The 24232-nt window shown below is 68.6% G+C and carries 22 protein-coding genes; 14 read left to right on the top strand and 8 right to left on the bottom strand.

Annotated elements, in window-relative coordinates; all coding sequences use genetic code 11:
• Positions 1-8 precede the first annotated feature (8 nt).
• Together E0H75_RS22460 and E0H75_RS22455 are read right to left on the bottom strand one after the other, a co-directional pair.
• Entirely contained in the window at positions 9-332 is a 324-nt protein-coding gene (locus E0H75_RS22460) for a plasmid stabilization protein (RefSeq protein ID WP_131515609.1), read from the bottom strand.
• Between the two features lie 50 nt (positions 333-382).
• Positions 383-2173: a thiamine pyrophosphate-requiring protein gene (locus tag E0H75_RS22455; protein ID WP_131515608.1), complete on the bottom strand. Its 1791-nt coding sequence runs from the start codon at positions 2171-2173 to the stop codon at positions 383-385.
• Positions 2174-2291: 118 nt separating this feature from the next.
• Here E0H75_RS22455 and E0H75_RS22450 point away from each other — a divergent pair, with 118 nt between their 5' ends.
• Positions 2292-3257, top strand: a complete 966-nt coding sequence (locus E0H75_RS22450) for a TIGR03557 family F420-dependent LLM class oxidoreductase (RefSeq protein WP_131515607.1) — start codon at positions 2292-2294, stop codon at positions 3255-3257.
• Between the two features lie 12 nt (positions 3258-3269).
• Positions 3270-3431, top strand: coding sequence for a hypothetical protein (locus tag E0H75_RS43180; RefSeq protein WP_165553958.1), 162 nt, complete (start codon positions 3270-3272; stop codon positions 3429-3431).
• Between the two features lie 628 nt (positions 3432-4059).
• Here E0H75_RS43180 and E0H75_RS22445 read toward each other — a convergent pair.
• The gene (locus E0H75_RS22445) at positions 4060-5577 is read right to left on the bottom strand and encodes an SNIPE associated domain-containing protein (RefSeq protein WP_202873124.1); all 1518 of its coding nucleotides are present in this window, start codon (positions 5575-5577) and stop codon (positions 4060-4062) included.
• 599 nt (positions 5578-6176) lie between these two features.
• Here E0H75_RS22445 and E0H75_RS22440 point away from each other — a divergent pair.
• The gene (locus E0H75_RS22440; RefSeq protein WP_420323302.1) at positions 6177-8192 is read left to right on the top strand and encodes a DEAD/DEAH box helicase; all 2016 of its coding nucleotides are present in this window, start codon (positions 6177-6179) and stop codon (positions 8190-8192) included.
• Between the two features lie 8 nt (positions 8193-8200).
• On the opposite strand, the gene E0H75_RS22435 is transcribed toward E0H75_RS22440, so the two are convergent.
• The gene (locus tag E0H75_RS22435) at positions 8201-8905 is read right to left on the bottom strand and encodes a helix-turn-helix transcriptional regulator (protein WP_202873123.1); all 705 of its coding nucleotides are present in this window, start codon (positions 8903-8905) and stop codon (positions 8201-8203) included.
• A gap of 113 nt (positions 8906-9018) precedes the next feature.
• Between E0H75_RS22435 and E0H75_RS22430 the strand changes: the two genes are divergently transcribed.
• Entirely contained in the window at positions 9019-9528 is a 510-nt protein-coding gene (locus tag E0H75_RS22430) for a DUF2231 domain-containing protein (protein WP_131515605.1), read from the top strand.
• A 1-nt stretch (position 9529) separates the two neighbouring features.
• Positions 9530-9946, top strand: coding sequence for a hypothetical protein (locus tag E0H75_RS22425; protein ID WP_131515604.1), 417 nt, complete (start codon positions 9530-9532; stop codon positions 9944-9946).
• Here the strand turns inward: E0H75_RS22425 and E0H75_RS22420 are convergent.
• Positions 9935-10558: a DUF1684 domain-containing protein gene (locus tag E0H75_RS22420; RefSeq protein WP_202873122.1), complete on the bottom strand. Its 624-nt coding sequence runs from the start codon at positions 10556-10558 to the stop codon at positions 9935-9937. The two genes, E0H75_RS22425 and E0H75_RS22420, sit on opposite strands and share 12 nt — an antisense overlap.
• A gap of 78 nt (positions 10559-10636) precedes the next feature.
• On the opposite strand from E0H75_RS22420, the gene E0H75_RS22415 reads away from it, so the two are divergent.
• The 6 genes from E0H75_RS22415 to E0H75_RS22390 all read left to right on the top strand — a co-directional run bounded on the left by E0H75_RS22415 (position 10637) and on the right by E0H75_RS22390 (position 18682).
• The gene (locus E0H75_RS22415; RefSeq protein WP_165553956.1) at positions 10637-11833 is read left to right on the top strand and encodes an RNA polymerase factor sigma-54; all 1197 of its coding nucleotides are present in this window, start codon (positions 10637-10639) and stop codon (positions 11831-11833) included.
• 112 nt (positions 11834-11945) lie between these two features.
• Positions 11946-13472, top strand: coding sequence for a hypothetical protein (locus E0H75_RS22410; RefSeq protein ID WP_131515602.1), 1527 nt, complete (start codon positions 11946-11948; stop codon positions 13470-13472).
• Positions 13473-13477: 5 nt separating this feature from the next.
• Complete coding sequence (locus tag E0H75_RS22405) at positions 13478-14764, top strand: hypothetical protein (protein WP_202873121.1); 1287 nt, start codon at positions 13478-13480, stop codon at positions 14762-14764.
• Positions 14764-16602 carry a hypothetical protein gene (locus E0H75_RS22400; protein WP_131515600.1) on the top strand — a complete coding sequence of 613 codons (1839 nt, stop codon included), beginning with the start codon at positions 14764-14766 and terminating at the stop codon, positions 16600-16602. The genes E0H75_RS22405 and E0H75_RS22400 overlap by 1 nt, the downstream gene beginning before the upstream one ends.
• A 15-nt stretch (positions 16603-16617) precedes the next feature.
• A complete protein-coding gene (locus E0H75_RS22395) occupies positions 16618-17910 on the top strand; it encodes a penicillin-insensitive murein endopeptidase (RefSeq protein ID WP_131515599.1) in 1293 nt (430 codons plus the stop codon).
• A 4-nt stretch (positions 17911-17914) separates the two neighbouring features.
• Entirely contained in the window at positions 17915-18682 is a 768-nt protein-coding gene (locus E0H75_RS22390; RefSeq protein WP_131515598.1) for an amidohydrolase family protein, read from the top strand.
• On the opposite strand, the gene E0H75_RS22385 is transcribed toward E0H75_RS22390, so the two are convergent.
• Positions 18630-19898, bottom strand: a complete 1269-nt coding sequence (locus E0H75_RS22385) for a sigma 54-interacting transcriptional regulator (protein ID WP_202873120.1) — start codon at positions 19896-19898, stop codon at positions 18630-18632. The two genes, E0H75_RS22390 and E0H75_RS22385, sit on opposite strands and share 53 nt — an antisense overlap.
• A gap of 237 nt (positions 19899-20135) precedes the next feature.
• Here E0H75_RS22385 and E0H75_RS22380 point away from each other — a divergent pair, with 237 nt between their 5' ends.
• Genes E0H75_RS22380 through E0H75_RS22370 form a run of 3 tightly spaced genes read left to right on the top strand, consistent with a single transcriptional unit; the run spans position 20136 to position 22228 of the window.
• Complete coding sequence (locus E0H75_RS22380; protein WP_131515597.1) at positions 20136-20879, top strand: arsenate reductase/protein-tyrosine-phosphatase family protein; 744 nt, start codon at positions 20136-20138, stop codon at positions 20877-20879.
• Positions 20876-21256, top strand: a complete 381-nt coding sequence (locus E0H75_RS22375; RefSeq protein WP_131515596.1) for a VOC family protein — start codon at positions 20876-20878, stop codon at positions 21254-21256. The genes E0H75_RS22380 and E0H75_RS22375 overlap by 4 nt, the downstream gene beginning before the upstream one ends.
• Before the next feature lie 21 nt (positions 21257-21277).
• Positions 21278-22228 carry a nucleoside hydrolase gene (locus E0H75_RS22370; RefSeq protein ID WP_131515595.1) on the top strand — a complete coding sequence of 317 codons (951 nt, stop codon included), beginning with the start codon at positions 21278-21280 and terminating at the stop codon, positions 22226-22228.
• On the opposite strand, the gene E0H75_RS22365 is transcribed toward E0H75_RS22370, so the two are convergent.
• Together E0H75_RS22365 and E0H75_RS22360 are read right to left on the bottom strand one after the other, a co-directional pair.
• Positions 22213-23085: a polysaccharide deacetylase family protein gene (locus tag E0H75_RS22365; protein ID WP_131515594.1), complete on the bottom strand. Its 873-nt coding sequence runs from the start codon at positions 23083-23085 to the stop codon at positions 22213-22215. The two genes, E0H75_RS22370 and E0H75_RS22365, sit on opposite strands and share 16 nt — an antisense overlap.
• Positions 23082-24209: an oxidoreductase gene (locus tag E0H75_RS22360; protein ID WP_131515593.1), complete on the bottom strand. Its 1128-nt coding sequence runs from the start codon at positions 24207-24209 to the stop codon at positions 23082-23084. The genes E0H75_RS22365 and E0H75_RS22360 overlap by 4 nt, the downstream gene beginning before the upstream one ends.
• Positions 24210-24232: the final 23 nt, after the last annotated feature.

Genomic DNA, 24232 nt, shown 5'->3' with positions numbered 1-24232 from the left:
CGGTCAGACTACCTGCCGACGGCCTTCGCGAGTTGGGCTTTGGTCATCTTCGAGCGGCCCTTGATGTTCTTGTCCTTGGCCTCGTTGTAGAGCTGTTCCTTGGTCCGGCCCTTGGAGCCGCTGTGCGAGCGGAGTCCGCCGCGACGGCCCGACGAGATGTCGTGGGTCGACGTGCGGCTCGTCTCCTTGGCCTCGCCGGAGCGGGCGCGTTCCTTGTTCACGGTCCGCGCGGCGATCTCCTCCGCGGTGTCCTCGCTGCGGCCACGCTTCTTGAGGCCGGCCTTGATGTGCTCGTACTGCCGTTCGCGCTTCGCGTTCGATCCTGCGGGCATGATCCGCTCCTTCCGACGTCCCGGCCGGTACCCGAAGTTGCCCCCGACAATCAGGACTTCGTCCCCGGGAGGAACTCCTGCACCTTCGACTTAACACCTTCCTTGATCACGTCGACGCGGTCGGCGTCACCGCGGACGATCGACTCCAGCGCCTTCTCCAGCTGGTCCCAGGTCGCATGCGGAGGGATCGGCGGTACGGCGGGATCCGTGACGAACTCGACCACACAGGGCCGGTCCGCGGCCAGCGCCTCGTCCCACGCGGGTGCGACCTCCTCCGGCTTGGCCGCGAGTACGCCGGCCAGGCCGAGACTCCGCGCATACGCAGCGTACGGGAAGTCCGGCAGTTCCTGCGACGGCAGGAACTGCGGGGAGCCGCCCATCGCGCGGAGCTCCCAGGTGACCTGGTTGAGGTCGTTGTTGTGCAGCACCGCGACGATCAGCCGGGGGTCGTCCCAGTCCTGCCAGTACTTCGCGATCGTGATCAGCTCGTTGATGCCGTTCATCTGCATCGCGCCGTCGCCGACCAGGGCGATACACGGCCGCCCGAGGTGGCCGAACTTGGCGCCGATCACGTACGGCACGCCGGGTCCCATCGTCGCGAGGGTGCCGGACAGCGATCCGCGCATGTCACCGCGGAACCGCAGATGCCGCGCGTACCAGTTCGCGGCCGAGCCCGAGTCGGCCGCGACGATCGCGTCGTTCGGCAGCCGGGGCGACAGCTCATGGAAGACCAGCTCCGGATTCACCGGGTCCGCCGAGGTGTGCGCGCGGCGCTCCATCACCTGCCACCAGCGTTCGACCTTGCTCTCGATGCCCTCGCGCCAGGACCGGTCGACCTTGCACCCGAGGAGCGGGATCAGCCTGCGCAGCGTCTGAGCCGCATCGCCGACCAGGTTCACCTCGAAGGGGTACCGCAGCCCGACCATCGTCGGATCGACGTCGATCTGCACCGCACGCGCCGCGCCGTACTCCGGCAGGAACTGGCTGTACGGGAAGTTGGAGCCCACCACCAGCAACGTGTCGCACCCGGTCATCAACTCGTACGACGGCCGCGTGCCGAGCAAGCCGATCGACCCGGTGACCCAGGGCAGTTCGTCGGACAGCACATCCTTGCCGAGCAAAGCCTTCGCGACGCCGGCACCGAGCAGGTCGGCGACCGAGTCGATCTCCTGCCGGGCACCCCGCGCGCCCTGACCGACGAGCATCGCGACCTTCTCCCCCGCGTTCAGCAGGTCCGCCGCCCGGCGCAGGTCGTCCTCGCGCGGCACCGGTGCGGACCAGGTCAGATCGAGGCTCGACGGAACCATCTTGAACGCGTGCGACGGCGGCTCGTACTCCAGTTCCTGGACGTCGGCGGGAACCACCAACGCGGTGACGGTACGACGCGACACCGCGATCCGGATCGCCCGATCCAGAACGTTCGGCAGTTGCTCGGGGACCATTACCTGCTGGCAGTACTCGTTGGCGACGTCCTTGAACAGCGACATCAGGTCGACTTCCTGCTGATAGTTGCCGCCCATCGCCGACCGTGCGGTCTGTCCCACGATCGCCACGACCGGAACGTGGTCGAGCTTCGCGTCGTACAGACCGTTGAGCAGGTGGATCGCGCCCGGGCCGCTGGTCGCCGTACACACGCCCACACGGCCGGTGAACTTCGCGTACCCGACCGCCTCGAACGCCGACATCTCCTCGTGCCGCGCCTGCACGAACCGGGGCTCGTCACCGGCGCGTTCCCAGGCCGACAACAGCCCGTTGATGCCGTCACCGGCGTACCCGAAGACATGGTCGACTCCCCAGTCGCGGAGTCTCTGCAGGATCAGATCGGCAACCGTGGTCTTCATCTCCGACCGGTGCCCGCTGTGCCCAGGCGTATGCGGCCCGTCTCGCGGTTGCCCGCCGCGTGCATGGATGAGTCGCGAGCGGGCACCCGGCGGTTAACTCAAACGATCGGAGTACGACGTGAAGATCGGCTACTTCCTGTCCAGTGAGGAGTACACGCCGGCACAGTTGATCGAGCAGGCGCGGCTGGCCGAAGACGCCGGGTTCGACGGACTGTGGATCAGTGACCACTTCCATCCGTGGAACGACGAACAGGGTCAGAGCGCGTTCGTCTGGTCCACCATCGGTGCGATCTCCCAGGTGTGCGAACTGCCGGTGACCACCGCGGTGGCGTGTCCGACGGTGCGGATCCATCCCGCGATCATCGCGCAGGCGGCCGCGACCAGCGCCGTACTGCTGAACGGGCGGTTCCAGCTCGGGATCGGTACGGGCGAGGCCCTGAACGAGCACGTGCTCGGGTCCGTCTGGCCGACGGTCGACGTACGGCTGGAGATGCTCGAGGAGGCGGTCGAGATCATGCGCCGGTTGTGGACGGAGGAGGGATTCGTCTCACACCACGGCAAGCACTACACGGTCGACACCGCCCGGATCTACACCCGGCCGGAGGCGCCGCTGCCCGTCTACATGTCCGGATTCGGGCCGGAGGCAACCGATGTCGCGGCGCGGATCGCGGACGGGTACATCACCACCACGCCGGACCGCGAACTGCTGCAGCGGTTCCGCGACAACGGCGGTGGCGACAAGCCGGCGCAGGCCGGGTTCAAGGTCAGCTACGCGCCGACCGAGGAAGAAGGTATCGAGCAGGCGCACCGGATCTGGCGCAACTCCGGGCTGCCCGGCGAGCTGTCCCAGGTGTTGCCGTCACCGCGGCACTTCGAACAGGCGAGCCAACTCGTCACCAAGGAGTCGACGGCGCAGTCGGTCACCTGCGGATCCAAGGCAGACGCACACGTCGAGGCCTTCATGCCGTACGTCGACGCCGGCTTCGACGAGATCTACGTCGCCAACATGGGCCCGCACACCGTCGACATGATGGACCTCTACCGCACCGAAGTACTCCCCGAACTCCACCGCCGCCGCAGCTGAAGGAGGCCCACCGTGAGCACAACCCCCATCCCCCCACCCCTCCCCGATCCCCTCGACCCCGACCGCCCCTTCCCCGGCCAGGGCCGGCCCGAGGACGACCCGGACCTCGACCCCACCCCGGCCCCCGAACCCAACCCGAACGAAGACCCCGACGAACAACTCCCCCACAACTGAAACGCCGCACACGGTCGGACGACTGGCTGTCCGAGTGGCACGCCCCAGCTCGGTCGAATTGCGGCAACGTCACGGCCAGGCCAACCGCGTGGCCCACCGACCGGCAGTGCGCAGACCGACAGGTAGTGCACCTGCGAGACGCCGTACACAGGTCGCGTGGACCGCTCGGCTGCACTACCAGCGTCCCGACACCTCCTGTCGATCTGCACACCGCCACCGGGGGTCGGCCTCGGCACGCGACTGATTGGGCAACCGGCGGTCGATGGTGGGAGGAGTGTCGGACCAGCGCTCTACTCTCACGCCATGGCACAACCGCCCCGCCTCGTCATCGCGCAAGACGGCCCGTACGTGATCTCGAGCGTCGAGGCGGTGACCGTGTTGTTCGCTCGTTCACGCACGGACTACCGCGTGGAGCTGCTGGCTGCAGCTGCGCCGGGTGGCAGCGTGCGGATGTGCCGGTGTGGTCGGTCTCGTTCGCTGCCTGTCTGGACCGTGCGTCGGGCAACAAGCCGTGGTGCGACTTCAGCCACCGAGTGGTCGGGTACTGCAGTCGAGATCGGTGATGGTCCGCAATCTCCTCACCGCCCTCATCGCCGCAGTCCTCCCCGACCCGGGGAACTGGAGGACGCTAGTCGGCCGGCGCGCCGCCGCTTGCACGCCATTCGAGGGCCTCGGGTAGGTCGTGGTACTCGAGCAGGTGCTGCCCCGCGATCCTGGCCAGTTCGTCGCGGACCTCGCCAGGAGTCGCGTAGAAGTACTCGCGCCGCAGGTTGACCTTGTTGACGCGCTTGTCCGCAAACGCGGCGTGGAGCCCACCCTCGAGACCAAGCGCGTCCTCACTGAAGATGATCGCGTGTACGTCGAATCTGAACGGAACCGACGCGTCCCCCAATTCGCGAACCCGGTCCAGTGGATCGAGCCGCCGCGTCATGCCGATCTTGATGATGGTCTGACCGAACGAGCCGACGTTCGAGATGATGTAGACGTAGCCGGCGCGGATGTTGGCTTCGCGCTCCTCGACCCCGGCGATCGACGACTCGATGTCCGCGATCTGTGCCTCGAGTTGGTCGATGGCGGCCGTATCACCTGACGCTCGCACCCGAGCCAGAGCGGTCTCGTAGTGCGACCGCTCCTTCAGCAGCTTCGACTTCTCCCGCTCGAACTCACGCCGCGCGGTTTCCTCCTCGCGCTGCTGCTCGCGCTGCGCGCGAATGCGTTCCTTCTCTTCCTCGACCTTTGACAGGTAGTCGGCGGTCAGCAGGACCTCGTCGACGCGCAGAGCGTGGTAGTCCTCGCTGATCCTGATGTTCATGCTCTGGCCCAGCCGAGCGATGGACTCGCGTGCCTTCGACAGACGCTCGACACTCGACGCCCTGCGATGCGGCCGGACCGTCCGGACACAGTTGTCCGCCTCGGCGTTGTAGGCGCGCAGCATCAACTTGGAGATCTCGCGAACCATCTTGTCGCCCTCGCGCTTGGAGTTGTTGACCTGCCATGTCGTCGACGCCGTCACCGCACCGTCGCCCCGAGCGAGTGTCTTGTACCGGTCCTTCAGGTCGGCCAGCCGCGCCTTGTAGGCAACCGCGTCCTCCAAGGGATGCGAGTACTCATAGATGCCCACCTCCTGCAGCATCGCGACCTCGTTGGTCTCGATGACCCCTTGCCGTACGGCGGCCAGCTCGGCCTGAGCGTTCGACACATCCTGGCGGGCACTGCCCAGCGCAGACTGCACCTGACCGAGTTCGTCGCGCAGGCGGTCCGTCTCGGCCGCGATGGTCAGCGCATCCATCCCACCGAGCTGACCCACGAGGTCGCGCAGTCGCTCGACCTCGTTCTCCAGGCGCTTCTTCGCTCCGAACAACCCGCGCCCATCGCGTCGACCCGGGATGTCGAGACCACCCTCGGCCGGAGTCGTCTGCTGATCCAGCTCGGCCCGAGCCGCGTGCCTGGCGTGGACCGCAACCGGACTCTGCAGCGGTGCTTCCGGTACGGCGCTGACATGCGATCCGACCGGCACATCCTCTACCCATAACTGCCACCCAGGCGGCACCGGCGGCCAGCTCGGGTCAGGTTCCCAGCCCGGCTCAGGTACGAAACCGACCGGCGGCCTGGGCCAGTTCGGCGGCGGGTTGAATCGATACGACATGCAGCACGCTCCCCCACGTCAGACACGTCACGACCAGACGGCCGTACCGCGGGCCCCCACACCAACCTCACCCTCCCCGGCGAGGCCACCCACGCAAGCCCATATCGCCGTGAGCCACACATCCGTTACATCTCGCCACCTCGAACCACCCTCCGTCAGAGGCCCGGATCGGAACTTTACCGAGGGTGAACAGCCGTGGCCGCGGACGCAGGCTACTATTGGCAGAGCACCGAACATCGGCAATGCCGACCGCCCCCGGCGACGGCTGCGTCTTGGCCCGGAGGTCACAGTCATCGACTAGAGGTCGCCAATCGCACGCGGTGGCCGGTCCCGGCGGAGTCCGGGACAGCGACCGCTCGCGGAAGCGGTGGTTCTGCGCCGTTTCCCGGTGGCCCTACCGGACTCTCGGCGCGACGTGTCGCGGCGGCGGGATGGTCGTGTGGTGCTGCGTTCAGCCACGGCTCTCGTGCCGTGGCAGTACTGAGGAGGAGTCTTTGGCCCCACGAGGCCAGCGCCAGTCCAGCGCTGCCCGTTCCGCTCCCCGTCGCCGGCGTCCTGCCCGCGATGGTGACGGTCTGATCCCGGTCCTCGCCCGTGCCGTGCGGGAGGTCGAGAGCGCGGTCGAGCGCTCCGACGTACGCCCGTCGGTGCGCACCAAGTTCCAGGTCGTGGCGTTGCTGGTGCGCGAGGAGCGTGCCCGCGTGAACGCGGACCAGAACGCGACCGACACCTACCGCGCCGAGCAACTCCGGCGGCTGGACGGCGTCGCGACGATCCTCGCCAAGGCGGCTGCCCGCGAGACGTCGCTCCTCGGGCTGCTGGCCGAGGACGCGGTCGTCCCCGAGGCCGGTGCGCGGCTCAAGCGCGACATGCTGAAGTCCGCCGGCGTCGAGGCTCCCGACGAGGAGCCCGCGCCCGCCGAGCCGGCGACTCCACCAGACGCCGCGCGCCGCGTCGTACCGCAGGCTGTGGTCCAGCGGCAGCTCGCCAACCCGTTCCTCGCACCCGACTTCTCGGCTGCCCCATCGCGTGCGCCGCGCCCGCGCCGACTGGCCGGCTGGGAGCTCATCGGTCCCCTGCTCAAGTCGTTCGAGTACGCCGGTGCCGCCGCCAGCATGACCTTGCCCGAGCCGACCTCCCTGAACGCAGCCGGTGGCCTGGAGCTCATGCCACACCAGGCGCGCCTGATCGCCTCCGCCGCAGCCGGCCACCGCACGTTCCTGCTCGCCGACGAGCCGGGCCTCGGCAAGACGGCTCAGGCTCTGCTCGCTGCCCGGGCCGCCAACGCTTATCCCCTGCTGGCCGTCGTACCGAACGTCGTGAAGACGAACTGGGCTCGCGAGGCCGGCCTCTGGACGCCGCAGAAGACTGCCACGGTGATCCACGGCGACGGCGACACGATCGACGGGTTCGCGGACATCGTCGTCGTCAACTACGAGGTGCTCGACCGTCACGTCGGCTGGCTCGGTGACCTCGGCTTCCGCGGCATGGTGGTCGACGAGGCGCACTTCATCAAGAACAAGAAGTCGCAGCGGTCGCGCAACGTCCTGCAGCTGTCCGAGCGCATCCGGACCCGTACGCCCCGTCCGTTGCTGATGGCACTCACCGGTACGCCGTTGATCAACTCGATCGAGGACTTCACGGCGATCTGGCAGTACCTCGGCTGGATCGATGAGAAGGGTCCGAGGGCCGAGCTGATGGAGTCGCTCGAGGAGACCGAGCTGACGCCGGCCGACCCCGGCTTCTACGCCGCCGCCCGCGCGTCCGTGATCGACCTCGGCATCGTCCGACGCCGCAAGGTGGACGTGGCCGCCGACATCCCGGCCCGCCGGATCGCCGATCTGCCCGTCGAGCTCGACGGCGCCCTCGGCCGCTCGATCCGCGACGCCGAGCGCGAGCTCGCCAACCGCCTCGTGCAGCGGTACCAGACCGCACTCCAGACGCGGACGTCCGGCACCACCGTGGAGGGCATCGACCACGAGCTCGTCCGCCGGGTCGCCGGCTGGGAGCGCACCGAGATGGCGAACGCGAAGACCGGCGAGAACGTCTTCACCCTGGTACGCCGGATCGGCACCGCGAAGGCAGGTCTCGCCGCCGACTACGCCGCGCAACTCGCGCAGAACGTCGGCAAGGTCGTGTTCTTCGCCCGCCACATCGAGGTGATGGACGCCGCCGAGGAGCTCTTCGCGGAGCGCGGGATCGGGTTCTCCTCGATCCGGGGCGACCAGACCGCGCGGAACCGGCAGAAGAACATCGACGCGTTCGTCAACGACCCGGAGGTCTCGATCGCGGTCTGCTCGCTGCTGGCCGCCGGTGTCGGCCTCAACCTCCAGGTCGCGTCGAACGTCGTACTCGCGGAGCTGTCCTGGACGAACGCCGAGCAGACGCAGGCGATCGACCGGGTGCACCGGATCGGCCAGGACATGCCGGTCACGGCCTGGCGGATCATCGCCGCGCAGACCATCGACACGAGAATCGCCGACCTCATCGACAGCAAGTCCAGCCTCGCCGCCCGGGCCCTCGACGGCTCGGACGAAGAGGTCTCGTCCTCCGCGGACTTCCAGCTCGAGGCCTTGGCAGCACTCCTCATGGACGCCCTGGAGAACAAGCTCTAGGCGGCCTGTCAGTCGGCGGTGATCTCGACGCAGCACTCGCCGCCGGCTGGATCGAGGATGGCGCGGACGGTGGTTGCCCGGAGGCCGTTGAGCATGCCGGTGAGGAAGGCGTGGTTGATGCCGCAGACGGCATCGGGCTGTGCTTGAGCGAGTGGGTGGAACGGGCAGCTGTGCAACCGGACGCAGTCCGGGCGCGGGCGGTCCGGTTCGAAGCCGACGCGCGACAATGTTGCCTCTGCCAACGTCAAGGCACGTTCCGAACTCAAGCGGCCGGGACGGGATCGGGCGCGTTCGTCCTCGCCGATGCGTTCCCCTCGGCGGAATGCTGCGTTCAGGGCCGAGTCCATGGGGCTGATGTCGTCGTCCTGGCTGAGGACGCCGTCGAGGAGGATCTCCGCGAGCAGGTCCGGCTGCCGCGGCGGGATCGAGAGTCGCACGTCGGTCTCGACCGGTTCGTACAGCTTCGGCGCGCGGCCGACCTTGCGAAGCCTGCCGCCCTGCTCGTAGTGCGCTCGCAGGAGCCCGGCCTCGACCAGCTTCTCCAGGTGGAACGCGGCCAGTTTCCGCGAGATCCCGACCTCGGCCGCCGCCTCGTCCCGGCTGATCGCCCGGCCGGCCCGACGGCAGAACTCGAACATCCGGCGCCGGGACTCGTCGCTCAACGCCGAGACCGCCCTGATCGCCGCGGGCGCACCGAGCCCCTCGTCAGCCACCCGTCCACGATAACGGACACGAACATTGGCCAAAAGCGACGCCGACGCGCGCCCACCTCTTGACCAGTCATTCCGAATAAGACCAAACTCGGTTGGTGAAATAGGAGGTGCCGATGTCCGATCGGTCGTCTGCCGCGAAGCACCCGGTCAGTGCGCTGCTGACCGGCCCGTACGGTCACCCGTTCCACCCGATCCTGGTGACGATCCCGATCGGCGCCTGGGTGGCCAGCTTCGTCTTCGACATCGGATCACAGGCGGCGGACGCGGCGTACCTGGTCCAGGCGTCGACGTGGCTGATCGTGATCGGCATCGTCGGCGCGCTCGCGGCCGCGACCGTCGGGTTGCTGGACTTCTTCGCCATCCCGACCGGCACACCGGCGTTCCGGACCGGGGTGATCCACCTGATCCTGAACGTCACGATCGTCGTGGCGTACGTCGTCAACGCGCTCTGGCGCCGCGGAGCCGATGCCGACCAGGTCGCGGTCGGTCCGATCGTCCTGTCGGGGGTCAGCCTGGCCGCACTCATGGTGTCGGGCTATCTCGGGGGAAAGCTGGCCTTCCGGTACGGCGTCCGCGTCGCCGAGGAGGACGACCAAGCCGAAGGTTTCGAGCCGAGGAGATGACATGGGTATCGCAGCACTCGTGACGTGGCTGATCACCGCGGTCGGTGGTTTCTACCTGCTGTACACCTGGATCAGCAACGGCGGGCCACGCAAGCCGAGCGCGAGCAGGTTCCGGCCGGCACTGATCTTCAGTCACTTCGCCCTCGCGGCCATCGGGCTCGTGCTGTGGATCATCTACCTGATCGCCGACAGCGATGTGCTGGCCTGGGTCGCGTTCATCCTGCTCGTGCCGGTGGCTTTGCTCGGGTTCGCGATGCTGCGGCGCTGGCTGCCGACGTACCGAGCGCGTGCGGTGGCCGAGGCCCCGACCGCCGACGTACCGGCTGAGCGGCACTTCCCCGTCGCTGTCGTTGGCGGCCACGGCCTGTTCGCCGTCGTCACCGTGGTGCTGGTGTTGCTGGCGGCCCTAGAGGTCTGAGGTGAGTTCGCCGACCGGCAGTTCTGCCTTCACCGTGTTGGTGGCCGGCGCGAGCGGGCAGGTCCAGAGCGGGCTGTAGGCGCACGAGGGGTTGTAGGCGAAGTTGAGGTCCACGACGAGCCGGCCCTCGCGGATGTCACCACCCAGGTCGGCGCCCTTGACGGTGTCCAGCAGGTAGCGGCCACCGCCGTACGTGTGTGTGCCGGCCAGTGCGTCCTTGACCGGCACGAACACACCACCGCCGTACGACTCGAGCCACCACACGTCGAGGTCGCCGATCGCGGGCAGGTGCAGTACGCCGACCCGCGAGAACGGGATCACGCCGTCGGTGGCCGACGGCACTTCCCACCGGACCGGCTCGACGTCGGTGTCGACGGCGACCTCGAAGCGCAACTCCGGCCGGTAGGCCCCCATCGGAACCCCTCTGAAGCCCTCGCGCTCCTCGACAGGCGATGCAGGATGGGTCGCCAGCAGCTCGTCTCTGCCTGCCCGCCACAGGGCATGTCCCTCGGCCGGGTCACCGGCCGCTCGCACAGCGCCGTACAGCGCAAACACTCGCCGCCGCCAGTCAGCCGTATCCAGCGCGCCCGGCGCTCCCCGTTCTTCGCTCACCCAGCCACCCTACGGCGCCCCCTCAACAGCTGGCACGGAGCTTGCAAACGGTGGATGCTGAGGAGGGGGTGGGGGCGCGTGGAGTTGGCGTTGGAGGGACGGGTCGGCCTGCGGTTGGAGTTGCGGCCCCAGATCGTCGCGTACGCCGAGGTGCTGCAGCTGCCGGCGGTCGGGGTGGACGCACTGGTGGAGCGGGAGCTGGGCGACAACCCCGCGCTCGAGCGAGTCGACGACGGTGCCTGGCGCGGACCGGCTGCCGGGGTGACCGAGTGGGTGGACGGCGGCGAGGTGGGTGCGCTGCGGGCCGAGGCGCGATTGCTGGTGCCTGCCGTCGATGGTGCGATCGTGGAGTACGTCGTGGGTTGCCTCGACCAGCGCGGTCGATTGACGAGTACGACGGACGAGATCGCGGTCTGTCTCGGGGTGAGTCCGACACGTGTCGGGCGAGCACTGTCAGCCGTGCAGAAGGTTGGGCCGGCTGGGATCGGGGCTCGGGATCTGCGTGAATGCCTGCTGCTCCAACTCGAGGACCGGACGCCCACTGCGGTCAGGACCGTGGTGGACCGGCATCTCAACGACCTGGCCGCCGGGCGGTTGGACCGAATCGCCAAGTCCCTCGGGACGTCCGCTGCCGAGATCCAGACCGCGTCGGACTTCATCAAGGAGCGGCTGGTGCCGTTCGTGCCACTGGATCTCGGGTGCTGGCCGCCACGGACCACGAACGCTCGGGCCGAGGTACTACGGCCGGACTACGTGTTCACCGACGAGTTCGCGGTCGAGGTCGCCGAGGAGGTCCGGCATTCGCTGGCGATCAGTCCGTCGTACCGGGCCGGCGGTGCGGAGGTCCAGGAGTGGCTGGCCAGGGCCAGGCTGTTCATGAGCCGTCTCCACCAACGCTGGCAGACAATGCGCGCGGTCGGCGAGGCGATTGTCGACAATCAGAAAGTCTTCTTGTCCGGGAGAGCCGACTGTCCCGCTCCCCTCACCCGGGCCGAGGTCGCGCACACCATCGGCGTCCACGAGTCGACGGTGTCCCGCGCGGTGTCAGCACGTTGGGCGCAGCTGCCGTCGGGACGCCTCACCCCGATGGCGGACTTCTTCTGTACGTCGGCCGAGCCGCGCGACGCGGTCCGCGACCTGATCGCGCACGAGGGCCGGCCGTTGTCGGACGGCGAGATCGCGCGGCTGCTGTCCACCACGGCTCACCCGATCGCCCGTCGTACCGTCGCCAAATACCGAGCCCAGCTCGGAATCGCCGCGCAGTCCCGACGCTGAAGCAAACTTCGCCGGCGTAGCCCCTCCGAAGCCCGGTAGCCGAAGAAGACTTCGGCGGCCGCACCGAGGACCCCTGGCACGGATCGTGCATCCCTCTGGTCGAACAGATCAGGTGACCGGGGAGGTCTTCGTGCAGCAGCTGGATCCGGTGCATGAGCTGGAGCTCGCGACCCGCGCCATCGAGGTGCGGGACCGTGCGGGGGCCGTGCCGGCGCTGCGTGCCATGGCGACCAGCCTGGCCGGACTCCTCCCGACCGCGACCTCCGAGCAGGTCGCGCGGCTGGTGGATCAGAGTCTCCCGCTCTGGATCCGGCTCCAGGAAAGTTCCGGTCCGGCGCGGGTCAGCACGTTGCTCGGGCTCGAGCTGGACGGACTGAGCGCGGAGGACCGCGAGCTCGAGGTGACTCGGCAGCTGGTGCGGTCGGCCTGGGATCGGTTCGCGACCTTGACAGATGGACCAGGAGGAAGGAACGGCGTGATGGCGGCTTACGGCTACGAAGGCTCGTTCGGTTCGGGCGAGGTCTATGCCGAATTCGGCGAGGGCGAGCAGTACGGCGAGTACGGCGAGGGCGAGTTCGGCCAGACGGAGTACGGCCAGGGCGAGTACGGGGAGTTCGGCCAGGGCGAGCAGTACGGAGAAAGCGAACAGTACGGGGAGTTCGGCGAGGGTGAGTACAACGAGTTCGGGGAGGGTGAGCAGTACGGCGAAGCCGAGTTCGACGAACTGCAGGAGGCCATGCCCGGTGAGCTCGAGCAGTTCGAGGCCGAGCTGCAGGAGCTGAACGGCGAGTACTCCAGCCCACTCGGCGAACAGCAGGAGATGGAGCTGGCCGCGCAGTTGCTGGAGATCCGCGACGAGGCCGAACTCGAGCAGTTCCTCGGCGGCCTGATCAAGAACGTGGTCAAGGGCGTCGGTGGTTTCCTCGACTCGCCAACCGGCAAGGCCCTCGGCGGGATCCTGAAGAACGTCGCCAAGAAGGCGCTGCCGGTGGTGGGCGGCGCGATCGGATCGTTCGTTGCCCCAGGCATCGGTACGGCGATCGGCAGCCGTCTCGGCAGCATGGCGACCAAGCTGTTCGAGGCCGAGCTGGGTGAACTGGAGGGGCTCAGCCAGGACGAGGCAGAGTTCGAGGTCGCCCGCCGGTACGTGCGGTTCTCGGCCGCCGCGACTCGCAACGCGGCACTGTCTCCGCGGCACGGGCAGCCACAGCGGACGGCCCGCGCAGCTGCCTACGGCGCAGCACGCCGGCACGCCCGCGGAGTGGCTCGGCGCTACCCGTCGTTCGCGCGGCCGGGTCAGTGGCACGGCTCGCAGCAGCAACGCCGCAGGCGCCACCATCACCCGCAGCAGTCCGGACCGTACCCGTACGCCGCCTGGCCGTACCCGGTCCCCCCGTTCCCACCGCCCTACCCGGCCCCACAGGAGGAGCCCCCGCAGCAGGAGCCGCCGAGCGGCGCCTCACCGAACGGAGCGGCACCCAAACCTGCCGGTGGACCTCCGCCGGACGCGCCACCACCTGACGCCCCACCGGACGCCGGCGGGCAGAGCGAGTACGGCTACTACGGGTCGTCGTCGCGTCAGAGCTCGGGCGGTCGCTGGGTACGCCGCGGCGGCCAGATCGTGCTCTACGGGGCGTGACCGCGATGGCCGACGCCGTGTGGTTCCTGGAGCAGGAGTGCCGTGCGCTGCGCACGCGGCTGGCACTCGTGCAGCCGTTCGTGCTGCACGAGTCGATGCTGCCCGCGGCCGCACTGGCGCCGGACGCCTTGATGGCGGTCGAGCGCTTCCTGATCCAGGGCCGCGAGGAGCTCCGGCGTCGACTGGACGCGTACTACGACTGGCTCCTGGGCGCCGGTGCTTCGGCGCCACCCGACGAGCAGCAACGCCGGTTCGTCAGCCTGCGCTGGCGGTTCAACGACGTACTCACGCAGTTCGACACGTTCCAGCAGGCCATCACCCAACGCAGCGAGAGCCGGATCGGCATCTGGCTGTCCGGCTTGGATGTGGCCGCGCGAGATGCGCTGCAGCTTCCCGGCATCGCCGTACCGCCGATCATCTGCTACCTCGATCGGGGTCAGGGCGCGGCGATCCGGCGGGCGCGGACCCGGTTGGCTGGTGGCGACCCGAGCCCGACGGCCCTGGTCCTCATCCCGCGCGAGCGGATGATCGGGTCGAGCGGAATCGCGTCGTCGCTCCTGCACGAATGCGGTCACCAGGTCGCGGCCCTGTTGGAGCTGGTCCCGTCCCTGCAACACGAGGTACGGCGCTATGCGTTGAAGCGACCGGACGACGAACGACCGGCCTGGCAGCTGTGGCAGCGATGGCTGTCCGAGATCGTGGCCGACCTGCATTCGGTCGGCAAGCTCGGAATCGGCTCGACGCTCGGGCTGATGGGTGTCGTGAGTCTCCCCCGCGTCTTCGTCCTGCGAATGACCGAGGGCGATCCGCATCCGTTCCCCTGGATCCGGGTCCACCTCAGCTGCGCGCTCGGCGACGTTCTCTATCCCCATCCGCAGTGGGCAGCAGTCGCACGGCTGTGGGACGAGCTCTACCCGGCGACGGGTCTCGATGCGGCGCGGCAACGGCTGTTCGCGACGCTTCGTCGTACCTGCCCGTTGCTGGCCCGACTCCTCGCCGGCCACCGCCCAAAGGCCCTGCCCGACCACACGCTCGCAGACACCTTCCCGACCCGCGAACGCACTCCTGACCGGCTCGCCCGGCAGTACGACGACGTACTGACCGATCCCGGCCGGCTGTGCCGGGAACGGCCGACGCTGGCGTTCGCGATCCTCGGCCAGGCCCGCGCCGACGGCCGGCTCAGACCCGAGGACGAGAGCACGGTCGTCAACGACCTGCTCACCCGGTGGGCGCTCGACTCCACGTTCACGGCCGCCGGCACATCTCTCACCAGTTCAAAGGAGACACCCTGATGCCAAGCAACGAACCCGAGGTCATCCTGACCCCCAGCCCGGACACGATCGAGCAGGCGGGCCGCGTCCGGCTCACCGCAACGCTCGACACCTCCGAGACGTTCTTCATCACCGAGGCGTCCTGGAACTTCCCAGGCCGCGGACCGTTCATCGTGCAGACCTACGACGCCGACGACGAGGTCACCGAGGCGAAGGCGGTCTGGCACGTTCCGGACGACCAGACCCCCGGCACCTTCGACATCCGCGTGCGAGTGACGGCGGAGTTGCACCTGGCCAGGCGTGGCAGCGGCGGTTCTCCCCCGGCGCCGACCACCGTCGTCGTCCATGGCAAGGAGGAGGTCACCGTACGGGCGCGGCCGTTCGCTTCCGGCGATGCGGTCGCGGTGACCATGCGCCGCGGCGACATCGTGGAGACCGACGACCAGGCGTTCTGGGTCGCGATCCGCAACAGCACCCAGGCTCTGTCCTTCAACCGGTACGCCGAGTTCCTGGCCGGCACCATGCGCAGGCGCGACGTACGCCGGCTCGCCAAGCTGCAGAAGGTCCGCGCGCTGCCGTTCCCGGACATGGACCAGTACCGGGTGCTGAAGACCGCGACCGAAGTGTTCATGATGGCGCACTGCGGTGTGCGCGTGGACGCGGATCGGCTCGGCCGGCCGTTCAAGGGCCTCGACCTCGACGAGGAGCGGGTCCGGCTGAACCGCCCGGACCTGGACGACGACCCGTTCCGTGCTGAGATCCGGCACCAGTGGGAGGACTACATCACCGAAGGTCCCCGGCTGCCGGGCGAGGAGGACCAGGCGTTCCTGCCGTACCTGGCGGTGATCCGGCTCAAGCTCGGCGATGTCGACGTCGTCGGCGACCGCGACTTCGGCGTGAACACGTACGGCATCCTGCAGAGCAAGCTGACCAATCCGTGCCTGATCGAGCTGATCTGGAACTACTGGCACCGCGAGGCTCATCTGGTGCACGCGATGTCCGCACTGCTGCTGCGGTTCCAGAACGTCCGGACCGGCCGTGGCCCGGACCCCCTCGCGCATCTGGAGATCGATCCGCTCCGGCCGCTGAGCAACCTGATGTGGGGCATGGTCAACGATGAGCAGCATCGCCTCACCGACACCCGGGTCGCGTACGAGTTGTTCCACCACTACGGCATCAGCATGCTGCAGCCCGGTCAGCCACCGATGCGGCCGGCCGACAGCCGCGTGCACTTCCTCGGCAGCTTCCACCGGCTGCTGCACGTGGTCTCGATCTTCCTGAAGGAGGACGACGACACCACCGTGCTCGCGGATGCCTTCCCGGTCCTCAACGCACTCAAGGAGGTGCACCTGCAGCTCACCGAGGGGCAGGGCAACCAGTACCTCGAGCTGCCCTGGCAGGCACGCCAGGAGGACCTGATGTACCAGTACATGCTCGCCCGGCCGGAGATGCGGGAGTTCCTGCCGAGCCGAGTGATGGTCGCGTACCCGGAGGCCTGGATGGATCCGGTGGAGACGGTCAAGCGCCTGTACGGCTGGCCCGATGCGTCCGTACTGCACTTCCGGGATCTGGCGATCTTCGGCGAGCAGCTCCTGCTCGGCATCCGCTACGGCAACTGGAACGACATCCGGCTGCCCCAGCAGGCCGCCAACTGGGTCCGCTACTGGCGTCCGGAGCTGCAGGGCTACATCCACGCCTACCAGGCGGTGACCGGGGCCGATCTCACCGTCGACCCGGTGGACACCACGATGCCGTCGATCCTGCTCCGGCAGCGGCTGCTCGATCAGTTGGCCGGCACTGGCTCCCGGCGTACGTCGGCGGCGCCCGTGCAGCTGCCCGGCTATTCCGGTTCGTTCTGACAGGGAGGCTGAATCATGACGACCCAAGCGTTCCTCGACGAGACGTGGGGCGAGGTCTCCACCGGAGGCGGCGCAGACGCACTGGACAACGCCCTGCCCCAGTCGGGTCCGGGGTTCTACTGCAAGAGCACCGGCCGCCAGTACGGTCGCCGCGAGACGCTGCGCGCGGTGACCGCGATCGCCGCCGAATGGCAGCGGCGGCACCCGAGCGGCCCAAGGATGGGCATCACCGACATCAGTCTGCGCGGCGGCGGCCCGATGTCGCCGCACAAGTCGCACCAGCGCGGGACGGACGTCGACATCCGGCCGGTGCGCAACGACGGCAAGGAGGAGCCGGTCAACTACACGATGCCGGTGTACTCCCGTCAGCTCACGCAGGAGCTGGTCGACCTGATCCGGGGCAACCCGGTGCTGCAGGTCTCGCGGGTGTTCTTCAACGACCCACAGGTGAAGGGCGTCTCCCCGTTGAGTGGTCACCACGACCACATGCACGTCTCGTTCACGACCACTCCCGCCACCGGCGGATCCTTCCCCGCGGCAGGCGGTTCGTACGTGCCCAGCGCGCCCTCGATGCAGGCGCCCCCGATGCAGCCGGCTCCGATGCAGGCGGCTCCAGGCGGCGGGGCTCAGAATGTCCGGCTCGGCACGATCCACGCGACGCGGCCGGACGGCACCCGCTTCACCTATCAGTTCACCAGCGACGACCTGGTCTGGACCGCGCGGTTCATCGTCGGTGAGGCCGGCGGGCGCGACAACGCCGACAACCGGGCGGTCATCTGGGCGATGATCAACCTCTACGGTCTGATCCGGCATCGCCAGTACCCCACCTTCCACGGGTTCCTGCGGGCGTACTCGACACCGCTGCAGGCGTCGCTGAAGAACTGGGGTGCCGCCCGCCGGCACATGCACAAGCCGGAGTTCGTCAAGACGGGTGCGACGTACCCGCCACCGGCGCCGCCGGGCATCCCGGTCGGTCAACTGCGCCAGTTCCTCAAGCTACAGAGCACTGCGTGGGCAGCGCTCCCGCAGCCGGCGCGGAACCTCGCCACCACCGCACTGACCGGAGCCATCCCGAACCCGATCGGCAACGCCACCCAGTTCGCCAGTACGGCGGTCTACTTCCGTGACCGGCACGGACGACTGCCAACCGACGCGCAGTGGACCAAGTTCACCCAGGACTACGCGAGGGGTCAGCGCTGGCAGTGGATCGGGCAGCGGGCCGGTCTCAACCAGCGGAACAACGCGTTCTTCATCGAGGACCGGTTCTCGAAGTTGCCGGCGGGCGCCGTACGAGTCCAACGGCCTTAGGGCGATGACCATCGTCGACGCCCACTGCCATGTGGGGAAAGGAGACACACTCACCGGGCCGTGGGACGTCGGCCGGTTGGACCACTACCTGCGCCGGGCCGACGCCGCGGGCATCACGCAGACGGTCCTCTTCTCGGTGTTCCACGGCGACTATCTGACGGCCAACCGGGCCGTGGCGAAGGTCGTGGCCAGCAGGCCCGAGCGATTCATCGGGTTCGCATTCGTCCACCCCGCCCGGGATGCCGGGCGGGTCGCCGAGTTGGTGCACGAGGCCGTGTACCAACTCGGCTTCCGGGGCCTGAAGGTGCATCGGCACGACGCGGCACTGACGCCCGAGATCGCTCGCGCCGCGGATCGGTTCGGCCTACCGGTGCTCTACGACCCGATGGGTCAGGTGGCGCCGCTGGAGCTGTTCGCCACCGAGTTCCCGCGGGTCGCGTTCATCGTCCCCCACCTGGGCAGCTTTGCCGACGACTGGGCTGCGCAGCGTGCGGTGATCGACCTGCTGGTGCGACTTCCCAACGTGTACGCCGATACGTCCGGCGTACGTCGGTTCGACCTGCTCGTCGAGGCGGTACGGCGGGCCGGGCCGGAGAAACTCATCTTCGGCTCCGACGGACCGTGGCTGCATCCCGGACTGGAGCTCGCGAAGATCAAGGCGCTCGGCCTCTCGCGGCGGGACGAACAGGCCGTCCTCGGCGGCACCTTGCTCGAACTGCTCAGCCCTCTTGGAGCTGGGCAGCCCGCCGCAGTTGGAGCGCGCGCTCGCTGACGGTAAGGATCCGCGCGGCCCGTCTGAGATTCCCGTCCTCCTGCGCGACAGCCATCCGAACCGCGGTGTCCCGCGCGACATCACCGATCTCCTTCAGCGACGCCCCTCCGGCCAGTGCCTGCATCACCGCACCCTCGAACGCATGCCCCGTCCGCCACGCTTCCCGCGTGTCATCCGGAGGCCGCTCGTCATCAGGTACGTCGCCAACCGTGATCGGCCCAGGCCCGACATGCCGTTGAGCGATGCGCTCGACCAGCGTCCTCAGGTCGCGCACGTTCCCCGGGTACGGCCGCCCGGTCAGCAGCGCACTCACAGCGGGGTCGAATCCGCCGGCGGCCTCCTGCAGCGCGGCGAAGTGTTCGGCGAGCGGGAGGATGTCGCGCGCTCGCTCGCGGAGGCTCGGCAGGGCGCACCGCCAGGCGGCGATCCGGTGATAGAAGTCCCGCCGGAACGTCCCGCGTCTCTCCTCGTCGAGCAGGTTCCGGTTGGTCGCGCAGATCAGCCGGAAGGTCGTCCGGTGCCAGGTGTTCCCACCGACGCGCTTGTACGTCCCCTCCTGGATCACCCGGAGCAACTCGGCCTGGAGCTGCAGCGGAAGCTCACCCACCTCGTCGAGAAACAAGGTCCCGCCGTCGGCCTGTCCGAACGCACCGACCCGCTGAGCGACCGCGCCGGTGAACGCGCCCCGTTCATGCCCGAAGAACTCACTGCCGGACAGCGAGGGCACCACCGTCGTGCAGTCCAGTACGACGAGGTCGCCCTTGTCCGGCCTCGGATCCAGCGCATGGACCAACCGCGCCACGAGCTCCTTACCGGTCCCGCTCTCACCGGTGATGAGCAACGACAGCGTCGTGAAGTGCGCGATCTCGACGATCTGGCGCAGTACCCGTCGCCAGGCCGGAGAGCGCCCGACCAGCTCCTCGGTGACCACCCCCGAGTCCATCAACGCGTCGACCTGCTGCCACCGCCGCAACCGCTCGACCGCGTCGGACGCCGGATCCTCCGACCGGTCCCAGGCGATGACATCGGCCGCGCCTGCGGACATCAATTGCCATGACGCGTCGACGTCGACCGACGAGCCGGCCGGCACGACAACCAGTACCCGCCGCTCGCCGTCCGCGGCCGCCGCGCGCACGAACGCCACTTCCCGCTCGGTGATGGTGTCCACGACAACGACACCGATCCGCCCCACGGCTGGTGCCGACTCCGGCACCATCACGCCCTCCCCCGCCAGCGCGTCACAAACCACCTGCGCCGCACGCGACTCCCCCGAAGCCCCGAGACAGCGCATCCACACGGGCCCAATTTCCCCACGAGACATAGCGCTGTATCCCCACGATCGCCCCAGCCCCCAGCGACCTTCCAACCGTACGCGCATCCGCACCTCCAGACCACAGCCTGCAACCACCAGCTGGTGTCGACGACGCCTGGTCCATCAAATGGATTTGATGTAATGTCAGGCGCCGTGAACGGTGTGCCCGAGTTCATCCGGCTGGTCAGCCATCCGCTGCGATGGCAGCTGGTGACCGAGCTCGCGCGAAGCGATCTGCGAGTGCGTGAGTTGGTCGCCGCTGTCGACGAGCCGCAGAACCTGGTGTCGTACCACCTGAGGCTTCTGCGCGACGGGGGCCTGGTCGCCTCGCGGCGTAGCAGCTTCGACGCCCGGGACAGCTATTACCACCTTGACCTCGATCGCTGTGCCGAGGCGCTGGCCGATGCCGGCACCTCGCTGCATCCGGCGCTGCGAATGACACCGGCGCCTGAGGAACCGCCACGCCGTTCGAGCGTGCTCTTCATCTGCAGCGGCAACAGCGCGCGCTCACCGATCGCGGAGGCGCTCCTGCGGCACCGCGCCGGGAACCGCGTCCGCGTGAGCAGTGCCGGGACCTGGCCCAAGGACCGGATCCATCCCCACGCCGTGCGAGTACTACGGGAGCACTACGACATCGACATCGAGGAGCAGGCACCGCGGGTGCTCAACCCGACGCTGCACAGTCGTTTCAAGCGCGTGATCACCTTGTGCGACAAGGCGCGCGAAACGCTGTCCGACAACCCGCCCCGCGCCCACTGGAGCATCCCCGATCCTTCGGCCGGCGACGACGGCCGGAGCAGCTACTCGAGGTTTGTCTCCGCGGCGGCGGACATCGACGACCGCGTTCGGCACCTGCTGCCGAGCCTCAAGGAGGACCAGCCATGAACGAAGAGGAGACCTTCGCCAGCGTCCGCTACATCGTCGACGACGTACCGGCGGCCATCGACTTCTACACCACCCAGCTCGGCTTCGTCCTGCGGAGCAACCCGGCGCCGCCGTTCGCCGATGTCACCCGCGGACCATTGCGGCTCCTGCTCTCCGGACCGCAGACCTCTGGCGCCCGCGCCACCCCGGAGGACGCGTCGGAGGCCGGCCGAAACCGTATCCATCTGATTGTCGACAATCTCGACGCCGAGATCGAACGGCTCGAGGCCGCCAAGGTTCCGTTCCGCAGCGAACCCACCTCCGGCCCAGGAGGCCGGCAGATCCTGATCGCCGACCCCGCCGGCAACCTCATCGAGCTGTTCCAGCCTGCCGGCTGACGGCAGCCTTAGCATGTGCGGGTGGCGATACCGGTAGTGCTCGATTGTGATCCTGGGCATGACGACGCGATGGCGCTGCTGCTGGCAGTCGCGGATCCTGCGATTGACCTGCTCGGGGTCACTACGGTGGCCGGCAACCAGACGGTTGAGAAGTGCACCCTCAACGCTCGCCGGGTGCTGTCGCTGGCCGGCGCGCCGGATGTCCTGGTCGCTCGCGGGGCCGATCGTCCGCTCGTGCGACCGTTGCGGATCGCTGACGACGTACACGGCGAGACCGGGTTGGACGGTCCGCGGTTCGAGGGCGACCCGACGGTGCCCGAGGCAACGATCACGGCGCACGAGCTGCTGGTCGACGTACTGACCACGCACGACTCGCCGGTCACGATCGTGGCGACCGGAGCCCTGACGAACGTCGCTCGGCTGCTCGCTGACCGACCGGACCTGACTGACCGGATCGACCAGCTCGTCTGGATGGGCGGTTCAACGGAGCGCGGCAATGTGACGCCGTACGCCGAGGCCAATTGCTTCGTCGACCCCGAAGCGGCGGACCAGGTCCTGCGATCAGGTGTCCCGTTCACGATGTGCGGCCTCAACGTCACACATCAGGCCCTGGTGACAGACGACGTACTGGCTGCCTTCGCACGCATCGGCACTCCGCTGGCCGAGATCTGCATCGAGTGGATGACCTTCTTCGCATCGACCTACAAGCGCCTCTGGGGCTTCACCGCGCCCCCGCTGCACGATCCAGTCGCCGTAGCCCGAGTCATCGACCCCACCATCGTCCGCTGCGTCGACGCCAACGTCGTCATCGAGACCAAGGGCGAATGGACCGCCGGCGCCACCGCCGTGGACCTCCACCACTACACCGGCCGCCCACCCAACGCCCAGGTGGCGGTAGAGCTCGACCAGTCAGCCTTCTGGTCCAAACTCATCGACGCCGTCACCCTCCTCGGTCATCAACCGAGCGGATAGACGAACGGATCCGCTACGACGCCCGGCGGGGTTCGTGGTGAGAGTGCTCGGTCGGAGCGGGCGGCGGCGGCCAGGTCTCGGCAGCGGGCAAAGGTGATGTCGCCGCAGGATTGGGCGTACTCGATCAGGTCGCGCAAGGCGAGGAGGCGGCTCGGACGGCCGGACAGGAACGGGTGCAGGCACAGGTTGAACAGACAGCGGAAGTGCCGCATCGCGTCCAGCTCCGCTCGCCACAGCTCAAGGACCTTGCGCGGCGACTCGATGACGGTGCCGATCTGCGGCGACGGGAGATACGCGTACTGCTCCCAGTCGTCGAGTGACCAGTGCACCGGCAGCTCCACGACCGACCGGCCGCCGACGTCGAGCAGGTACGGCCGGTCGTCGCCCATCAGCGACGAGTCGTAGGCGAACCCGTGCTCGGCGACCAACTCCAAGGTGGTCCGGGTCGCCTCCCACAGCGCGGCCCGGTGCCCGCTGATCTCGATGCCCTGCGCAACGAAGACCTCGAGCGCCCGCTCGAAGTCCGCCCGCTCGTCCGCCGCGGTCAGCGTGGTCGGCGCGCGATGGCTGTACGAATGGTGAGCCACCTCATGGCCACGCTCCTGGATCGTCGCCGCGAGCTCCGGCCGCTGCTCGGCGACCCAGCCCGGCACGAAGAACGTCGCAGGTACGCCGAGATCGCCCAGCAGCTCCAGGATCCGCGGTACGCCGACGTCCGGGCCGTACGCCTGGTGCGACATCGTGGTCAGGTGATCGGCGTACCTGCGCCCGGCGGCGAGGATCGGCGTCTCGGCGTCGACATCGAAGGTGAGCGTGACGACGGCCTGTGCCCCGCCATGCCACGTCGGGGTCGTCATGACCGAGCAGTCTGCCACTGCTTCGCGTTCGCCAGGGTGGCCGCCGGCTCGAGCATCCGGCGGTCGAACCGGTCGAGCCGGTGATCGTTGCCGAGTCGACGGGGCAGATCGGGGTTCGCCAGTGCACCCCGGGCGATCGAGACCAGATCGGCGTGGCCGTCGGTCAGGACGCGATCCGCGCGCGCCGGGTTGTGCATTCCGCCGTTCGCGATCACCGGCAGCCCGCTGACCTTGCGTGCGAGCCCGGTGATCGTCTGGCCACCCGGCAGCCGCGCGGTCTCCAGCCAGTCCCGGCCCTCGCTGGCGATGTGCAGATAGTCGACACCCTGACCGGCCAGAGTCTCGAAGACGATCTCGGCGTCGTACGCGCCGCCGGGCCAGCGATACTCGAGATCGTTCACCTTCGTCTGCGACAGCCGTACGCCGACGACGAATCCAGGCGGCGTCGCCGCGACGATCGCCTCGGCGATCTCGGCGGTCAGCCGGATCCGGTTCGCGACCGGTCCGCCGTACGAATCCGTGCGCTGGTTCGTGTAGACGGTGAGGAACTGGTCGAGCAGGTACCCGTTGGCGCCGTGGATCTCCACGCCGTCGAATCCGGCCTCGTGAGCCAGGACCGCTGACGCGGCGAAGCCGGTGATCACTTCGTCGAGCTGACTCTCGGTAAGTTCGCGCGGCGTCGGCCAGGGACCTTGCCCGCCGTACTCGGACAGCATCTCGCCGATCGGCGGGACCGCCGACGGCCCGACACGCTCCGCGCGGTGCGGATTGCCCTGCGAGATGGCGCCGGCGTGCATCAACTGGGCCAGGATCGGACGGCCGGCGGCATGGACCCGGCGAGTCACCTCCCGCCATCCCGCGACCTGAGCCGCCGTGGTGAGACCTGGCTGATTCAGGTAGCCCTGGCTGTACGCCGGGTCGGTGTAGGTGCCTTCAGTGATCACCAGCCCGAACCCACCCTCGGCGAACGCCGCGTAGTAGTCGGCCATCTCGTCCGTCGGGACACCGTCCGGCGTTGCCGACACGCGCGACATCGGCGCGACGGCGAAGCGGTTCGCGAGCTCAAGGGCGCCGAGTCCGATCGGTCGCAGCGCCGGATGCACAGGAGTTGTCGTCAGTTCCATGCTCCGAACTCCATCAGCATCGG

The sequence above is a fragment of the Kribbella capetownensis genome (assembly GCF_004331485.1).
Classification (GTDB): Bacteria; Actinomycetota; Actinomycetes; order Propionibacteriales; family Kribbellaceae; genus Kribbella; species Kribbella capetownensis.
This window is presented reverse-complemented; position numbering and strand designations above follow the sequence as displayed.

Excerpts from the sequence above, each read along its gene's own strand:
- E0H75_RS22460 (WP_131515609.1), bottom strand. The coding sequence starts at position 332 with ATGCCCGCAGGATCGAACGCGAAGCGCGAACGGCAGTACGAGCACATC.
- E0H75_RS22455 (WP_131515608.1), bottom strand. The coding sequence starts at position 2,173 with ATGAAGACCACGGTTGCCGATCTGATCCTGCAGAGACTCCGCGACTGG.
- E0H75_RS22445 (WP_202873124.1), bottom strand. The coding sequence starts at position 5,577 with ATGTCGTATCGATTCAACCCGCCGCCGAACTGGCCCAGGCCGCCGGTC.
- E0H75_RS22430 (WP_131515605.1), top strand. The coding sequence starts at position 9,019 with ATGTCCGATCGGTCGTCTGCCGCGAAGCACCCGGTCAGTGCGCTGCTG.
- E0H75_RS22425 (WP_131515604.1), top strand. The coding sequence starts at position 9,530 with ATGGGTATCGCAGCACTCGTGACGTGGCTGATCACCGCGGTCGGTGGT.
- E0H75_RS22405 (WP_202873121.1), top strand. The coding sequence starts at position 13,478 with ATGGCCGACGCCGTGTGGTTCCTGGAGCAGGAGTGCCGTGCGCTGCGC.
- E0H75_RS22400 (WP_131515600.1), top strand. The coding sequence starts at position 14,764 with ATGCCAAGCAACGAACCCGAGGTCATCCTGACCCCCAGCCCGGACACG.
- E0H75_RS22395 (WP_131515599.1), top strand. The coding sequence starts at position 16,618 with ATGACGACCCAAGCGTTCCTCGACGAGACGTGGGGCGAGGTCTCCACC.
- E0H75_RS22390 (WP_131515598.1), top strand. The coding sequence starts at position 17,915 with ATGACCATCGTCGACGCCCACTGCCATGTGGGGAAAGGAGACACACTC.
- E0H75_RS22385 (WP_202873120.1), bottom strand. The coding sequence starts at position 19,898 with ATGGTGCCGGAGTCGGCACCAGCCGTGGGGCGGATCGGTGTCGTTGTC.
- E0H75_RS22380 (WP_131515597.1), top strand. The coding sequence starts at position 20,136 with ATGTCAGGCGCCGTGAACGGTGTGCCCGAGTTCATCCGGCTGGTCAGC.
- E0H75_RS22375 (WP_131515596.1), top strand. The coding sequence starts at position 20,876 with ATGAACGAAGAGGAGACCTTCGCCAGCGTCCGCTACATCGTCGACGAC.
- E0H75_RS22365 (WP_131515594.1), bottom strand. The coding sequence starts at position 23,085 with ATGACGACCCCGACGTGGCATGGCGGGGCACAGGCCGTCGTCACGCTC.
- E0H75_RS22360 (WP_131515593.1), bottom strand. The coding sequence starts at position 24,209 with ATGGAACTGACGACAACTCCTGTGCATCCGGCGCTGCGACCGATCGGA.